Source organism: Proteus cibi, from assembly GCF_003144405.1.
GTDB lineage: Bacteria > Pseudomonadota > Gammaproteobacteria > Enterobacterales > Enterobacteriaceae > Proteus > Proteus cibi.
Window position 1 is genome coordinate 62,249 of record NZ_PENW01000016.1, and the last position, 15,048, is coordinate 77,296.

The following is a 15,048-nucleotide window of genomic DNA, read 5'->3' on the forward strand; positions in this document are numbered from 1 at the left end:
TGGACACTCTAAACCAGTAATTCTGTACTACCTTTCAAGGGGTTATATTGAATGGCATCTTGTAAGAAGTCTGGTGCAAAGTGTGCATAGGTCAACGTTTGTTGCAAATTAGTGTGTCCTAAGATGCGTTGTAACGTAATAATACTTCCGCCGTTCATCATAAAATGGGTGGCGAATGTATGGCGTAATGCGTGGGTTGCCTGACCTAATGCCATACTCGGTTTCACTTTTTTAATTGCTCGACGAAACATGTGATAAGACGTTTCAGTAAAGAGCAATCCTGATTTCTTTGTACAAATCATGTCAGCAACAGCTTGAGAAATTGGCACAATTCTTGGCTTATTGGTTTTGGTGTACGTAAATCTCACCTTATTTTGGATCACATGCTCACGTTTTAGCTTGAGCGCTTCGCCCCAACGGGCACCAGTGCTTAAACAGAGAACGGCAACTTTTAGGTTGTCACCTTCCAATAATGCTAATAATTGCTGAATTTCATTATCTGTTAGATATGACATTTCAGTCGTTTGCTGTTTTAACCGTGATATTCCTTGAACGGGATGTTTACTTAAAAAGAAATCCGTTTTTTTAAGGGCTGTAAACATACCGCTGAGTGCTGAGATATCCCTATTTATCGTTGAGGCTTTTACGCCAGAAGCGAGTCTAAGCTCACGATAGAGTACCAATTGCTTATCGGTTAATTGGCAAACAGGGGGATTATTCAGTGATTCAGCAATACGTCTCTCACCCTTAGGTGTGTCATTTTTCCATAAGGTGTTGCGCTGTGCCCGTGAGAATAAATGTGGTGCTGAATTGATCGTAAAAGAAATTTATCCCGATATATTTGACGATTGGTCAACTCATTACCCAAAGGACACAACAAGCACCCAATGCGGCAGAAGATGCCTATTTACAGCACGCTAGAGGGTAGAATATTGAGTCATTAAAGGGGCTTTATTCAGAGTCTAGTTATCATGCTAATGGTTTAGGTACAATTCACGTTACCAGAGGGCGCATATTGGGAACGTATTATTGATAGACCATCAAAATTTGATCGTAAAGCTAACTTTTTTGGTTCTTATAAAGGCCATGAGGAAGTTTGTTGCGCGTAGTCATGAGGATGGTTGGAAAGCCACTGCCGCCAGACCAGCAGAAGTTGATAATAGGAACGATTGGAATGACTTGCACATGAAAGGCAAGTTAACTAAACGAGATATGGCTCGTTATCGTTATGCTGTTAGCTTCCACGGCGTTTGAAAAAGCACGTTTAATGTTTAATTGGACGGAGCGTTCAGAGTTTGATTTTCAACATGATAACTGTTTGTAACCCGTTTTAACCCGTAAAAAGTTACAGCGAAATTGTTTTTAATCCGTGGGGTAGGGGAGGTTTTGGTAGGGGTAACCAATGTAACCGGTTTCCGAGAGGGGATACAAAACTGAATTTTATATCATGGTAAACGTATTACAAAGTTACCTTGATACTTATGAAATATCCGTTTCTAACGCTCAAGCATACAAGCAATTTGGTAATAGTGTTATTGAAGCTATAGCAAAAGAAATGCGAAAAGCGATGAAGTTATAAATAGTAAATGATAGCCGTAACTACGGCTATCATTTGAAACGAACAATTAGGCAATATGAATTTTTATACGACTTTCTAATGTAGGATCCTCGGAAAAAATCTGTTTAAACTTATCCTTTATAATATCAACAGTTTGTTTAATATCACTTTCAAATTTTTTTAGGCATTCGTTATACCTTAAACTTTCATTCTTTTTTTCTTCTTCTGAAAACTGTGTAAGTTCAATAATATCATTAATGTTGAATTCTTTCGTATATATAAATTTATAAAATGATTTAATTAAATCAGAGTTAATATTTTCTTCAAATATAAATTTGACAATATCGCTAATATTTATTTCTTCTATTAATTCATTAATTTTTTCAAAATAGTTTGAATCAAGTATTCCATTTTCAGAGAGTCTTAAATTGAAAGGACCTTTATTGGGAAAAAAATAAAACTTAGATGACACATAAGGAGATATTATATAAGTTATTGTTTTTTTTAACTTAAATACATTGTCTTTTATCTCATTAGGATTTTGAATTGTATCTTGGGTTTTTAGTTCCAAGTCATTTAAATCATTATAAAGATGCTTTAATAAATTGTAGTTACTTACACTTTCTTTTAAGAATTTGATATGAGTCTGCATGTTTTTTATTCTGTTATTTTCATCAAAGGTGGATTCCAAACACATTTTATATTCTTTATTAATATTAGAAATGATACCTTTTATAGTGCGATTGAAAAAATCAATAAATTTTTCATCCTTACCATAAATAGTAATTAAGTTTAATAAAGTATATATATCAACATTGTAATTTTCTATTTTAATGAGAGAGTTTATTTCTTCCTCAGTTATTTCTTGAAAAGTATTAACTATTTTACCAATTATTTCATCAGCATGAGCATGTTCATTTAGAGTATCGTTTTCTTGAAATAATTTGTATAGTCTTTCTTTTAAAGGGTGCAGTTTAATATCATTTTTTTTTAATATTTCATTCAGTAATTCCAAACAAATAGTTTTTGTTTTTAATGATTTAAGATTTATTCTTGATTGTTTGAATTTACTGATTAATCTATTATCAATAGAGTCTGAGGTTAAACTATTTTCTATTTTAGCTTCGTTTTCAGTTAATGTATATAATGATGTATTTATAACTCCTATACTTTTTAAATATGATAAGAAAACAAAAAAATCATCAAAATAATTAAAATTTTTGTTTGGTTTTAATTCAAAATAATAATAGTAAAAAATGAACATCTTATATAATACTCTAATGTTTTTGATTTTACAGTCTTTAATTATCCCTTTAAATTCATCAAATGCTATTTTAAAATTTTGTTGATTGCAATTTTTATTGTTATTGATGAATAATTCACTGACAGCCATGAGAATTTCATTATTATCAGGATTGAATCTAATAACATCGGAAAATATTTTATCAAATGTAATAAATTCGCTACTGATTTCAGTACTTATTTTATCAATATTTGAAATAATTATAAACTTACAGCTTGAATTTTGAGTTATCCTATGTGCTAAAGCTATTAAATCTATTATTTCTAGATTTTTACCTTTTCGTTCTAAATCATCCAGAATAATAATGGTTTTATTTAATCGATTCGGTACGAAATTTGTTATATCTATTGATGCATTTTTGAACTTTAGCTTTTTATCAATTTTTAAGGTGTCTTTTATTAAGTTAGCTATTCCATCTTTATTGAAGTACCTTATATTATCGTGAATATTTTTTTCAACGTCTTCTATCTTATTCATTCCCAAAAGAGATACATAAGATTGGGATTCGAAGCGATGGTTATGGTTGATAGTCTTTAAAAGATTAAGAGTGTAGAAAGTTTTACCTATTCCCCAATCACCAACTATCATTAATCCAGAATTATATTCTTCTGATAAAAATGATTCTATCTTGTTTCTCATATCACATCCTTCAGTTTGAGATTATTAATTTTGTATTTAATTAAATTTCTAAAAATTGCATTATAATGAACAAATAAAAATTTGTCCTATTTCCCATTTAACCCCATACCCAGCTTAACTTCTAACCCTCCGCATACCTGCATAAAAACCGATGCATTTAGTGCGCGGGCATGGCGGGAGTACGATTTTGTTTTGATGGGATTGAAAACATATTGCTCGCAAATTTCCAGCGCGTAGAGCGATTAAAGCAAGAAAAAAACATCTAAATATCAAATAAATTACGTGCGCTTAAAATGGATTATAGGCGCATTTAATACGGATTTGAAAGGGTGAAAATTAGGTGGATTCGCCTTATCAGGGTGTAAAGGTATAATAGAATTGGGTCACCATTATTAGTCAGACCGATGCTTATACCTTACAGGTAAAAAATACCGCCAGTGTCGGTGGTATTGTTCTTTGTTCGGTGAGGTTACTCATCATCTAATGTATACTTATCAAATTTAATCGCTTTTTCAACATCATCAAAGCCTCCAGTATTTTGTGGAATGATCCCATGATTTGAGGTGGTACGCGGTGCGCCGCTAACATATCGTCAGGGCTAACATTCTTGACATTGAGAAATTGGACGTTGGTTATGGTGAGCCATTCACTGAACAATAGCGGATTTACCACCTCGTTAGAATTAGAAGTTAAAAGCAGTGAGATAGATATGGATAAGGAATAGTGCCTGTGTATAATTACAGGTAATTTCCACATCATAAAGAGGTAACCCGTTTATGATGATTTGTCCTGTTTGTGGTCATGCCGCGCATACTCGTAGTAGTCAGCAAATATCTTCCGATACCAAAGAACGTTATAACCAGTGCCAGAATATCAATTGTGGCGCGACGTTCGTCAGCCATGAAACCGTAACGCGGTTTATCTCAAAGCCTCAATTGATTGAACGGGTAGAGCCACATCTTGATAAGTATTGCCAACAGGCATTAGCGATTTGATGAAAATGCCCGGGGTGTTCCGGGCTTTTTTTCACTATCTTCTTAGCTTTAATATTTTATTTTTTAAATTATTAATTAACAACTTATTATAAGGGTTGATTAGAAGGACAGGAATTTATTTTAGTAATATCTTTATTCTGAGCGTAAATACAATAAAGATTCGTTTTTTTATCTTTATTATTAATTTCCAACTCAATTATTTGTGTTTTGTCTTCCATTTCGCACAGTACAACACTATTATTCCCTCTATATGCTATATAAAACTCCCCATGTATTTTTTTGTTTTGAAAAATCAATGGTTCTTCTGGTTTTTTCCATTTATTTATAGAGAAGCACTGTGTATTTGAATTTGATACGCCAATGAAAACAAAAGCTCTATATGTAATAAGGTTAGCTATATTGGTTGAAGTAAGTAATAGTAAGGCGTAAGCTGTGATAAAAATAAGCTTATTGTTTTTTCTTGAAAATAAAATTATACTATTTGGAATAACATATAATAGTATTAAAAAAATTATTAGTTTTAAATTTGATGCTAGTGAGTTGTCAGTAATATTTGTTAGTTCTATTGTTATTAGCAAGAAACTTAATGATATTTGCAATATAAATAATGATATCAAAAAAAGAGATATTTTATTTGATATCATTGTAATATTGGGTCTATCAAATCTATCTGGAAAAAGATAAGTTACAATAATTAATAATGTAATAATCAGTATTATAGATTGGGTTTGTAACTTGTTGTTTATAAATGTATAATTATAAGAGGTGGCAAGGATTGATGCGATTATAATAAAACAGACTTTCCATTTTGAAAATGTGTGTTTTTTATTTTCATAATTAAGAATTAAAAATGCCACTAAAACAGAAGAAAGTATTAATCCGATCGTTAATGATAATCCATTGAACTCTGATAGAATAACTTGGAATGTAATTAAAGGAATTGCAAATACACATAAAATAAAATTAAATTTATTTATTTCAAAATCTTTTTTCTTGTCGCTTTTTTTTAAAACTCTTATTATTTTTTGTTTTTTTTCAAAATCATAATTACTAGTAGATTTAGTTATGAACCATAAGAAAGAAGGGAGTATATATATAAATAAAAGAGATAAGGCTATTATTATCGATGCAACCCCTAATATTGTAAATATATATGAGTCATTTATTAGGTCTATAAAAAAAGCATGTGAGTTAATGTTTTTTAAATAAAATAAAAGTAAAAAAGGGGATAAAAGAATTATAATTGGAAATACAAATTTGCATATTTTTATGATATTTTTAAATTCATTTTTATAATTCACTATATGACCTCGATAAGTTATGATGATGAAATATTAACGCATACTTATTTATATGGCAAAAAAATAAGGATAGATATATCAATATGTTAAATATTTTTTTAAATAAAAACAATTTCCATTGTTAATAACATAAGATATTAAGTATAGCATTGTAATTAATTTTTCATCCCATTTTACATGAGACAAAAAAGCCTCTCTTTCAAGAGGCTTTCCGAAATGTGGTCGATATGTGGACATTGACACAGATTAAATCCTTTTATATCAATATATTAACTCAGTATAAAAAGCCTCACTTAGCGCCTTTGATTACTTAATTCGCACCAGTGCAAAATAAGCAAACTATCATCAAAGAAATTAATTAATCTTGTACTAATTAAAGCATCTCAATTGAGATGCTTTTTTCTGCATTCATTCCTGCTTGCCTTAAAAACCTTATTCATAAAATCCAAACAACCTATGCTATTATCCTCCACTAAAATAATCTATAGGGAAGTCGATTGAGATGAATATAAATAAAATATGTTTTAAACAAGTTGTTCCGGCATTACTTTTTTCTCTGTTATGTACGAGCTCTTTCTCTGTTAATGCGAATATTGAAATTCGTGATGAAACTTTATATGAAGCACATCAGCGTTTTAAAACCGAAATTATAAACGACAGTTTTGATAATATTGACCCGCCATGGGAAGCGCCAGCAGAAATATTCAATGTGATTAAATATCCAGCAAAGCCAGGGGATATGTACGCTTATTTAACACCACCTCCTGTAAATAAAAAAACGAAATTACCAGCAGTGATCTGGCTAAATGGAGGTTACGGCGGAATTGGTGGGGACGACTATTTTTGGCAACCTAAACCCGTTGATAATGACCAAACGGGTGCTACTTTTCGTGATCCTAATATGGTATTGATGATACCTTCTTTTCGTGGTGAAAATACTAACCCGGGTCGCTATGAAATGTTTTATGGCGAATTAGAAGATTTAGAATCAGCGAGAGAATATTTAGCCTCATTACCTTATATTGACGCCAAACGTATCTATGTCGTTGGACATAGTACAGGGGGAACGAGAGCATTATTAGCGAGTGAATATAGTGATAAATTTAGGGCTGTTTTCTCTTTGGGAGGAATACCCGATCTTAAATTACGAGCAGAAGGAAATATGATAGTTGAATTACCTTTTGATAGAAATAAAGAAGAAGAATTTAATGTTCGCTCTGTATACCGTTATATTAAATCGATAAAAACACCAACTTTCTATTTTGAAGGTCGTGATTATTTTTGGAGTGAATTTAATGAATTACGTGGTGTTGCAACGATATATGATATTCCATTAAAAATATACAGCATTAAAAATGGTGATCATTTTAATATTATCGTGCCTGTCAGTAAATTAATTAAAGATAAAATTTTGTTAGATACTGATACCACGAGAGAAAGTAATATTCGATTTACTAATGAAGAAATTAAATGGATCAATAAACAGGTAAGATAAGTTTAAAAATAATCCGCTCTTTTACTTAATCGATAAAAGAGCGGTATTTTTTTATTTAAAAATCAATATGGTTAGCCAGAAAAATCATTGCATAGCTCTTGGAGCTTATTGATCATTCTAGCTATATGGAAACCATCACACGTAGCATGATGTACTTGAATAGATATTGGTAATAAAAACTTGTCACTTTGTTGAGTGTATTTTCCCATAGTAAAAATAGGAGGAAAATAATCTCTTACATTAGCTACATTTAAATTAAATCCATCAAAACTTACCCATGGGATCATCGAAATACAGAAATGATTTTCAGGGAAATTTGGCTTTGCAGATAGGCTAAGATCATCCTTATATTTTTGATGATCTTGATTATATTCTTGTAAAAAAGAACACCAATCTTCACAATATTCACTCCATAACTCTGAGAAAGTTTCCGTCTCTGGATGAAAAATAGTGTATGCAGGATTGATTTTATCCCAAATAACTAACTCATCATTTTTTATTGCCATTTTAGACTCAGGATAGCTATTAACCATTTTTGCAATCAAATAGATCATAGCAGGATAAAGCTTAAGATTATTTTTAGTTAATACAACCTTTAAGGCAGTAATATCTATTTTAGTTGTTAAGCTAAAACCACATTGTAAGTTATGTCGATAGTGTAAAAAGTGTTCTTTTCTATTCCATTGTTCTAAATTGATTTTTTTATAGTTCATTTTAAAGCCCTTCTTGTTAAATTATATTACGATTTTTTAAAAAAGAAGGGCTGAACGGGTTGTTTGAATTGGTTGCATGATAGCGCCTTATGAATTTAATTTTTGCTCTTAATACAAGAAGGATTATCGCAATACCGACTAGATTATAAAGGTATTTTTGTGCTTTACCAATTTGCAATAGTATCGGTTTGGATAAAAACATTAAGTGTAATATTATAACCAATACCAAGGTCAGATATAAAAATGAAAGGATTTATGATGCAAGCTAAACTTGCTTATCAATGGAAACAACAAAGACGTGGAAGGCTCTCTTTTTTCGGTTTAGAAATTGCTTGGTCAATTTTCTTTTTGATTGCAGAGAATTTAGCAGATCGCTGGTATATAACACTCTATCCCGAACAAGTGGAGTTAATTACTGAACGTGATCTTTACTATCAATTCTCTTTTACACCATATAGTCTAATAGAAATGGCGTTTCTAATAACACAAGTCTACATATTTACACTCATTTTATCTCAACGAATAAGAGATATAGGTATAAGGTATCCTGTTATTATTTCAATGATTTTAACGGTTAGTCCTATTCTATTAACTCCATACTTATTATTTAATGCACCATCTATGTTAATGGTATTGTATTCCATCTTATTAATAACTGGGCTTATCGCTTTACTTGCACCATCAGCCTATAAAGTCGATATCAATAAAGACTCAAAAGAGAAAGAAAATAAGAGTAAAATAATCAGTTAAAAAGTGAGTAGGTCAAGAAGAAAAAGCATCTTTTAGATGCTTTTTCTGATTTAGGCGGTTAGTTACCCGATAATTAGGATAAAATCTCAATTATGCCTTTTTGCCCATCAACTTTCACTTTTTGCCCATTTTTTAACATATTTAAGATATTGCGAACTCCCATGACTGCGGGTAATCCCAATTCTCTAGCAGTAACCGCACCATGAGATAATGGTCCACCACTTTCTGTAATAATGCCAGATGCACGATAAAAGAGCGCAGTCCAAGCAGGATTAGTTGTTCTTGCAACTAAAATGGCATTCTGTGGAAATTCGGCAAAATTCTCTGGGCCATAAACAAGATAAACTTCACCTTCAACAATGCCGGCACTACCTGCCAGTCCTTTTAATTGATGCTCATTTGTATTTGGTTCATTACAACTATCTTCACCATAGATCCATTGTGGTGTGACTGATTTTGCTTTTAAATATCCCGCTTTGTTTTGGTAGATATGATGACGTAGTTGATTCCACGTAGTGGGATTATCTGCAAGAATTGCATCGGCTAAAGGTTTTTCATTAGCAAAATAAATATCCATTGGACAATCTAAGACACTACGAATAACTAATCGCTCACCTAATGCTTTTAATCCGCGACGCATAGGTAAGGCTAATCGAGTGGTTTGATAATGTTCTAGATCATCCAATGCAGTATAAACACGAGCTAATCGAATAATTTCTTGTAAAAAGAAACGTAATTCTTCAGGAGCATCAGAAATAATTGAAAATTCGGTTTCTGACTGTAGAATTTTTTTACTTAATGGGTCATCCGTTTGTTTATCATCGGCTAAATCAGCCATCGCCTTAATTTGAGTTAATACAATATGTGGAGCATCTAACCAAGTGGGATGATATGCATCAAAATCTAATTCTCGATGTCCATGGTTGGTCAAAAATAATGTGAATTGTTGGTAGAAATGGGGATCACATTCTTCAATCTCTTGCATAATGCTTTCTGGAACAACAGATGCGACAAGATTGAGAAGTTTGGGTTGCTGACGAACATAGCGAGAAAGTGCCCAAAGTTCTGCATTCACTTGCCCTGTTTTAGTTTCAGACATAGCAATTAAATTATCGAATGCGGTATGTGCATATTTTTCTTCTTTAAAGAAAAGTTTTAGTAATGCCATCAATGCGGAATAGAGTGAGCGCTGAGTTAAGGATATAGCAATATTAGGTAAAAAGTAATCAGCACCTAACTTATTAATTCTTTGCACATAATCCCATAATTGAGGCAAGGTTTTATCCTGCAATGGTTCATTCATTAATGCACCAATAGAGATTAAATATTTATCTAAATCACGCATCCAAGTAATTGGTAATTCCTGTACCCAACTGAATTTTTGTGCAATGTCAGGTAAAGATTTTAACAGGGTAGGTAAATCATTCATCATCGATGTCGGAAGGCGATTGCTATATAAGGAAACGGCATTTTGGTTGCCATAAATATAATAATCTTGCATTCCAAACCATTTACCATTAAAGGAAGGAAGCCCCATAAGATTAAGGCTGAAGTTTAATGATGAATGAAAACCAGCTTCACACATATCCCATGTTAATGGCGTGATAGGATTAGGAAACCTTTCTGCCGATTCTTCTCTTGTCCAAATAGGGGCAATTTGTGTCACATTACGCGATTGTAAAAGCCATAATTTACTGTCATGAAATGCCCACTCTATATCCTGCGGAAAATCAAAATATTTTTCGGCTGAAATAGCGAGTTCTGCGACTTGTTTACACTGTTCTGGTGTTAAAGAAGGGATAGATTGATTTTGAGGTTCAAGAGGTAAAATTTCAGTACCATTGTCAACCATTACAATAGCATTTATTTTTTGAGCAATAGTTGTTTGTTTTATTTCTAAACTTTCTCTATCAATAAGAAACTCATCGACAGGATCTTCACCTGCAACAACCGTTTCACCTAAACCAAAGGCTGCATTAATTAATACAGTAGAAAGAGAGCCTTGAACCGGATCAACAGAAAAAGCGACGCCTGCCGCTTCTTCTGTTTGCACATTTATCATTCTTTGTAATACAACAGCCATTGATGCTTGAGTATGCGACAAATTTAAATGTTGGCGATACAGCATAACGTGTGTGTGCCATAAAGATGCATAACATTGGCGAATAGCATCCAGCAAATGAGGTAACGTTTTAATACCTAAGAATGTGTCATGTTGACCAGCAAAAGCAGCGCCAGGCATATCTTCTAATGTTCCAGAAGATCTTACAGCTAACGCTGTATTATTTAATTGGAGCTCATTTAATCTTAAACTTAATGAATGAGTTAACTCCTCTGGCATCGATGCTTGTAAAATCAAATGGCGAATATTTTTACTAACGACTTCAATTTCTTGCTTTTTTTCTGATAACAAGCGATTAATTTCAGGGAGTAAAGGCGTGATAAATAATTGATAAGCTTGACAAGAAAGAATCAAACCATCAGGAACGGGCAGTGACTGAATGGTTTTTACTAAACTTGCGCCTTTACCTCCGCTAATAGAGACTTCAGAAGCGATTGGTTCGTTAATTTTATAAATGAGTTCCATATTCGACCTTATTATTTTTACAAGTGATGTAAAGCACGCATAATGCAAGTAAAGTACCGAAAATAACATCTATACCATAGTGGTAATGCAAATAGACCGTTGCCAAAATCAATCCTATTAGAATAGGAAATAAACAATACGCTATTTTTCGGTAACCTGAAAAATAGAAAAAGCCCACAATATAAAGAGTGATCCCTGTATGCAATGAAGGAAAGACATCCATTCCCGTAATGCCTTTATCAACGAGATCAGTCAGAAACAGTGTCATTGAACCAAAGTGAACGGGATAGTTAAAATCAGAAGGAAAGGCAGCGTAAGGGCCGGCAGCTGGAATAGAAAAGTAGCCTAGAAAACCCACAAAATACATTAGCATTAAGCCAAAAAAATAGTTTTTAGTTAGTATGCTATTTCGGTTAAAAAAGAAGAAAAGGGCACTACCAATAATTAAAAAGTAAAAACTAAAATAGCAAAAAGAAAGAAATTCACTTAACCAACCCGACTGTAAAGAAATTGCCCATTCAGGCAAGCTTTTACCAAACCATAGATATTTATCTAAATGATATAAAATATCATCAAAACTCCATTGGTATAAACCATAGCGAATCGATTTAAACAGAGGGAAAATAGTCCAACAAACAATTAGTTGTAATAAGCCAAACCAATAGAATCGAGAATGAGAGGTTGCTTTTTGTGTCTTGCATCCAACAAAAATGAGCAATATCCACAAAAAGAAGCCTAACCATATGGGGAGCAGCATTTCTTCTGCATTCGTTAACCAACTTCCATAAGTTCCCAAAGCCCAAATAATAAACAGTTGTAGAGAAAATAAATGGTTAAAAAGCATCCTGGCTTTCGTGGTTAACATATTTGAGCGCCTTTCTTCCTTATTAAGATAAAACCGAATAGTGCACTGGCTAAACTTATACCAATAAATAGGGGGAAAAAGAATAGGAGCATGACTAAGATGGGGACCCAAATTGCCGTTGCTATTGCGCCACCTAAAATTTTAAAAAAGCTAATGGTATTACGGGCATCAGCAAAATGAGACGCAATAAATGATGATAATAATATTGGGAATAAAATATACATAAATAAAAATGAAATATAACGCCAAATTAATATGGGTAATTGAGAATTATTTTCTATATTTTGATTATCGTTATTTGATTGGAATGGGTTGTTTTGGTACTCAATAAAGGATTTAGCATAAGATTCACCATCCTTATTTTTATTAAAAGCATAGGCAGATGCTTTCTCAAAAATATCAATATTGGGACAATTAACAGAAATTTCATTTAGTGATGTAGAAACTTCCATATGAATATTTTGTTCCCATTCTCTGATTGATAAATTATCTTTTTGTGAATTTATACAAATGTTTTCACCAATATAAACTTCAACTTTTGAACTGAATTTATCAGGGGCTATATAAAACAATCCCATAGGAATAATATCAAAAACTACTCCCTCACTGATTAATGTTCTAATGATCCTTGCAGCTCCTCGTTGATAAGGTAATGGCTGGAAACCCCACTCACTACTGCCTTCTGGGAATAAGAGTAAATTACCACCTGCCTTTATATGTGCAACGGCGGCATCGGAAGGGCTCGAAAATATATTTGCATTTACACCTAAACGTTGTCTATCCTTTTTCCTAACTACGGGAATACCCGTAAAAAAACTTCTCATTAAAGGACTATTTAATAATTGAATCGAAGCCAAAGCTTGAGCGTTAGAAAATGCTTTTAATGCAATGTAACCATCAAAAGCACTGTTCCGATGACTGCATAGAATTAATTTTGGATGTGTATTTTCAGCTTGAGATCTATTATGGTAAATAAGTGAAATTTTGGAAAAGTAGATTTCTCTAATTGCACTAGAGATGAATTGATAATAAAAAGGAAGTGGAGATCCAGCCACAAAAGAGGAGGATTTTTTTATTGGTGAAGGCAATATTGAATTAGGCATGAGATTTCCTTACATTATTCCTTCTTCAAAAACATATCACGCTCTTAAAAAAAGTAACACTAAAAAGTTAAAATTTAAAAAGTATTATTAGAATAAATTATTTCACTAATTTGAGGCGCTTAATTCTAATGAATAAGATGGAAATGAGTATGATTCAACTTAGACTCGCTGAACCACAAGAAGCCAAAAGGTTGTGGTATTTACGAAATCAAGCACTGCGGTTTGGGTGTGAGAACGTTTATCCATCAGAGATTTTAGACGCTTGGACTCCTGATGAAATGCCTGCGGGATATCGGCAAGCTATTATTGATAATCCATTTTATGTGATTGATTCTCAAGAATACAATATTCCGGTTGCTTCGGGTTTTTTAGATGTTAAAACGGGGTTTGCAGAAGCCATTTTTACATTACCTGAATACATGGGGAAAGGCTTTGCAGGACTCATTTTAAAACAACTGAAACATGAGGCAATTAAGAGGGGGCAATCTAAATTATTTTTAGATGCAACACCTAATGCGGTATTATTTTATTTAAAGCAGGGTTTTAAAGCATTAGAAGAACGTGAGTATTATTCTGATTTAGCGAAAGCAAATTTACATTGTTACCGTATGTACATTGATTTAGATTAGTTGTTTGTATTTTAATCATCTTAAAAGGATGATCTTTATAATCGACTAATACTAAAAAAGCTATTCTTAAAATGCGATATAAACTTATTTTCATCATTTTTTGAATTAGCTTTTATACTAATAACATAAAATAGCAATCCGCATGATGTTGCGATATTGTAAAGTATCACGATATCTCTAGGATAAATATTATGCAAAATGTGTTGTTAACGTTATGGCCTTTATTTGCGTTAATTGCGCTAGGTGCAATTTTAAGAAGAAATAAAACGTTCGAGCCTGCTTTTTGGGTTGGGGCTGAAAAATTAAATTATTTTTTACTTTTTCCTGCTTTACTGATTAATAGCCTAGCAAATGCACCTTTATCTGATCCTCAATTACCCCACTTAGCTGGGGCTATTTTTTCTGTAGTGATTATTGTTACACTATTATGCGTTGTATTGAAAAAAATCACAGGTTGGGCTGCTGGACGTTTTGGTGCAATTGTTCAAGGCAATATTCGATTTAATACTTATTTAGGTTTAGCAATTGTCGCTGATCTATTTGGTGTTGAAGGATTAGGAATAGCCGCATTAATATTGGCAACGCTAGTTCCATTATCCAATGTCACTTCAGTGCTTTGTTTAACCGCGGGACAAAATGTGACTTTGCGTCAACTAATAGTACCTATCATAAAAAACCCTTTAATCATCTCTTGTGTTATTGGGATCATAATAAATCTATCAGGGATTGGGCTTCCTTTCGGTAGCGATCAGTTTCTCAAACTGTTAGCTGCAACCAGCTTGCCATTAGGGCTTATTTGTATTGGTGCGGCATTACATTTATCGACACTAAAAGCAGAAAGTAAAATGATTGGTATTAATACTGTTACTCGTTTACTTATTGTGCCAATCATTGCGTATAGTGTTGCTTATTTTTTAGATTTATCTTCATTAGTTATGGTGCTTCTGGTTATTTTCTTTTCTATTCCAACAGCCCCAACTTCTTATATTTTAACCCGACAGTTAGGGGGGGATTCTGAGTTAATGGCGGGAATTATTACTTCTCAAACAATGTTTGCAGCAATTACACTGCCTATTGTATTAAGCTTGTTATCAGGATGATTTTTTAAAA

At 32.5% G+C, this 15,048-nt stretch carries 14 protein-coding genes and 1 pseudogene; 7 read left to right on the forward strand and 8 right to left on the reverse strand.

What is annotated here, in order from left to right; genetic code table 11:
- Positions 1–8: 8 nt before the first annotated feature.
- Positions 9–827, reverse strand: coding sequence for a phage integrase (locus DK865_RS09295; protein ID WP_456107120.1), 819 nt, complete (start codon positions 825–827; stop codon positions 9–11).
- A gap of 259 nt (positions 828–1,086) precedes the next feature.
- Here DK865_RS09295 and DK865_RS18840 point away from each other — a divergent pair, with 259 nt between their 5' ends.
- The gene (locus DK865_RS18840) at positions 1,087–1,254 is read left to right on the forward strand and encodes a hypothetical protein (protein WP_228407748.1); all 168 of its coding nucleotides are present in this window, start codon (positions 1,087–1,089) and stop codon (positions 1,252–1,254) included.
- Positions 1,255–1,447: 193 nt separating this feature from the next.
- Positions 1,448–1,579 (forward strand): DNA cytosine methyltransferase, encoded by a 132-nt coding sequence (locus tag DK865_RS19060; RefSeq protein ID WP_109391740.1) that lies wholly within the window; start codon positions 1,448–1,450, stop codon positions 1,577–1,579.
- A 46-nt stretch (positions 1,580–1,625) separates the two neighbouring features.
- Here the strand turns inward: DK865_RS19060 and DK865_RS09310 are convergent, their stop codons facing one another.
- The gene (locus tag DK865_RS09310; RefSeq protein WP_109391741.1) at positions 1,626–3,500 is read right to left on the reverse strand and encodes a hypothetical protein; all 1,875 of its coding nucleotides are present in this window, start codon (positions 3,498–3,500) and stop codon (positions 1,626–1,628) included.
- 469 nt (positions 3,501–3,969) lie between these two features.
- A pseudogene (locus DK865_RS18845) lies at positions 3,970–4,124 on the reverse strand (phage portal protein); the annotation flags it as partial.
- 152 nt (positions 4,125–4,276) lie between these two features.
- Here DK865_RS18845 and DK865_RS09325 point away from each other — a divergent pair.
- Positions 4,277–4,495, forward strand: a complete 219-nt coding sequence (locus DK865_RS09325; RefSeq protein ID WP_071233994.1) for an ogr/Delta-like zinc finger family protein — start codon at positions 4,277–4,279, stop codon at positions 4,493–4,495.
- Between the two features lie 86 nt (positions 4,496–4,581).
- Here DK865_RS09325 and DK865_RS09330 read toward each other — a convergent pair whose 3' ends face one another.
- Positions 4,582–5,796, reverse strand: a complete 1,215-nt coding sequence (locus tag DK865_RS09330; RefSeq protein WP_109391742.1) for a hypothetical protein — start codon at positions 5,794–5,796, stop codon at positions 4,582–4,584.
- Between the two features lie 502 nt (positions 5,797–6,298).
- On the opposite strand from DK865_RS09330, the gene DK865_RS09335 reads away from it, so the two are divergent.
- Positions 6,299–7,291, forward strand: a complete 993-nt coding sequence (locus DK865_RS09335) for an alpha/beta hydrolase family protein (protein WP_023582132.1) — start codon at positions 6,299–6,301, stop codon at positions 7,289–7,291.
- 71 nt (positions 7,292–7,362) lie between these two features.
- Here the strand turns inward: DK865_RS09335 and catA are convergent, their stop codons facing one another.
- Positions 7,363–8,004: a type A chloramphenicol O-acetyltransferase gene (gene catA / locus DK865_RS09340; protein WP_109391743.1), complete on the reverse strand. Its 642-nt coding sequence runs from the start codon at positions 8,002–8,004 to the stop codon at positions 7,363–7,365.
- A 258-nt stretch (positions 8,005–8,262) separates the two neighbouring features.
- Between catA and DK865_RS09345 the strand changes: the two genes are divergently transcribed.
- Positions 8,263–8,754 (forward strand): hypothetical protein, encoded by a 492-nt coding sequence (locus DK865_RS09345; RefSeq protein ID WP_228407749.1) that lies wholly within the window; start codon positions 8,263–8,265, stop codon positions 8,752–8,754.
- A 73-nt stretch (positions 8,755–8,827) separates the two neighbouring features.
- Here DK865_RS09345 and DK865_RS09350 read toward each other — a convergent pair whose 3' ends face one another.
- Genes DK865_RS09350 through DK865_RS09360 form a run of 3 tightly spaced genes read right to left on the reverse strand, consistent with a single transcriptional unit; the run spans position 8,828 to position 13,309 of the window.
- A complete protein-coding gene (locus tag DK865_RS09350; RefSeq protein WP_109391745.1) occupies positions 8,828–11,341 on the reverse strand; it encodes a PEP/pyruvate-binding domain-containing protein in 2,514 nt (837 codons plus the stop codon).
- Positions 11,325–12,206: a phosphatase PAP2 family protein gene (locus tag DK865_RS09355; RefSeq protein ID WP_109391746.1), complete on the reverse strand. Its 882-nt coding sequence runs from the start codon at positions 12,204–12,206 to the stop codon at positions 11,325–11,327. Before DK865_RS09355 ends, DK865_RS09350 begins: the two co-directional genes overlap by 17 nt.
- The gene (locus DK865_RS09360) at positions 12,200–13,309 is read right to left on the reverse strand and encodes a 1-acyl-sn-glycerol-3-phosphate acyltransferase (RefSeq protein WP_023582137.1); all 1,110 of its coding nucleotides are present in this window, start codon (positions 13,307–13,309) and stop codon (positions 12,200–12,202) included. Before DK865_RS09360 ends, DK865_RS09355 begins: the two co-directional genes overlap by 7 nt.
- Before the next feature lie 143 nt (positions 13,310–13,452).
- Between DK865_RS09360 and DK865_RS09365 the strand changes: the two genes are divergently transcribed.
- Complete coding sequence (locus tag DK865_RS09365) at positions 13,453–13,938, forward strand: GNAT family N-acetyltransferase (RefSeq protein WP_109391815.1); 486 nt, start codon at positions 13,453–13,455, stop codon at positions 13,936–13,938.
- Between the two features lie 191 nt (positions 13,939–14,129).
- A complete protein-coding gene (locus DK865_RS09370) occupies positions 14,130–15,038 on the forward strand; it encodes an AEC family transporter (RefSeq protein ID WP_109391747.1) in 909 nt (302 codons plus the stop codon).
- Positions 15,039–15,048 lie beyond the last annotated feature (10 nt).

Coding starts and splice junctions, on each gene's coding strand:
- DK865_RS09350 (WP_109391745.1), bottom strand. CDS start 11,341: ATGGAACTCATTTATAAAATTAACGAACCAATCGCTTCTGAAGTCTCT.
- DK865_RS19060 (WP_109391740.1), top strand. CDS start 1,448: ATGGTAAACGTATTACAAAGTTACCTTGATACTTATGAAATATCCGTT.
- catA (WP_109391743.1), bottom strand. CDS start 8,004: ATGAACTATAAAAAAATCAATTTAGAACAATGGAATAGAAAAGAACAC.
- DK865_RS09365 (WP_109391815.1), top strand. CDS start 13,453: ATGAGTATGATTCAACTTAGACTCGCTGAACCACAAGAAGCCAAAAGG.
- DK865_RS09370 (WP_109391747.1), top strand. CDS start 14,130: ATGCAAAATGTGTTGTTAACGTTATGGCCTTTATTTGCGTTAATTGCG.
- DK865_RS09335 (WP_023582132.1), top strand. CDS start 6,299: ATGAATATAAATAAAATATGTTTTAAACAAGTTGTTCCGGCATTACTT.
- DK865_RS09310 (WP_109391741.1), bottom strand. CDS start 3,500: ATGAGAAACAAGATAGAATCATTTTTATCAGAAGAATATAATTCTGGA.
- DK865_RS09325 (WP_071233994.1), top strand. CDS start 4,277: ATGATGATTTGTCCTGTTTGTGGTCATGCCGCGCATACTCGTAGTAGT.
- DK865_RS18840 (WP_228407748.1), top strand. CDS start 1,087: ATGAGGAAGTTTGTTGCGCGTAGTCATGAGGATGGTTGGAAAGCCACT.
- DK865_RS09355 (WP_109391746.1), bottom strand. CDS start 12,206: ATGTTAACCACGAAAGCCAGGATGCTTTTTAACCATTTATTTTCTCTA.
- DK865_RS09345 (WP_228407749.1), top strand. CDS start 8,263: ATGCAAGCTAAACTTGCTTATCAATGGAAACAACAAAGACGTGGAAGG.
- DK865_RS09360 (WP_023582137.1), bottom strand. CDS start 13,309: ATGCCTAATTCAATATTGCCTTCACCAATAAAAAAATCCTCCTCTTTT.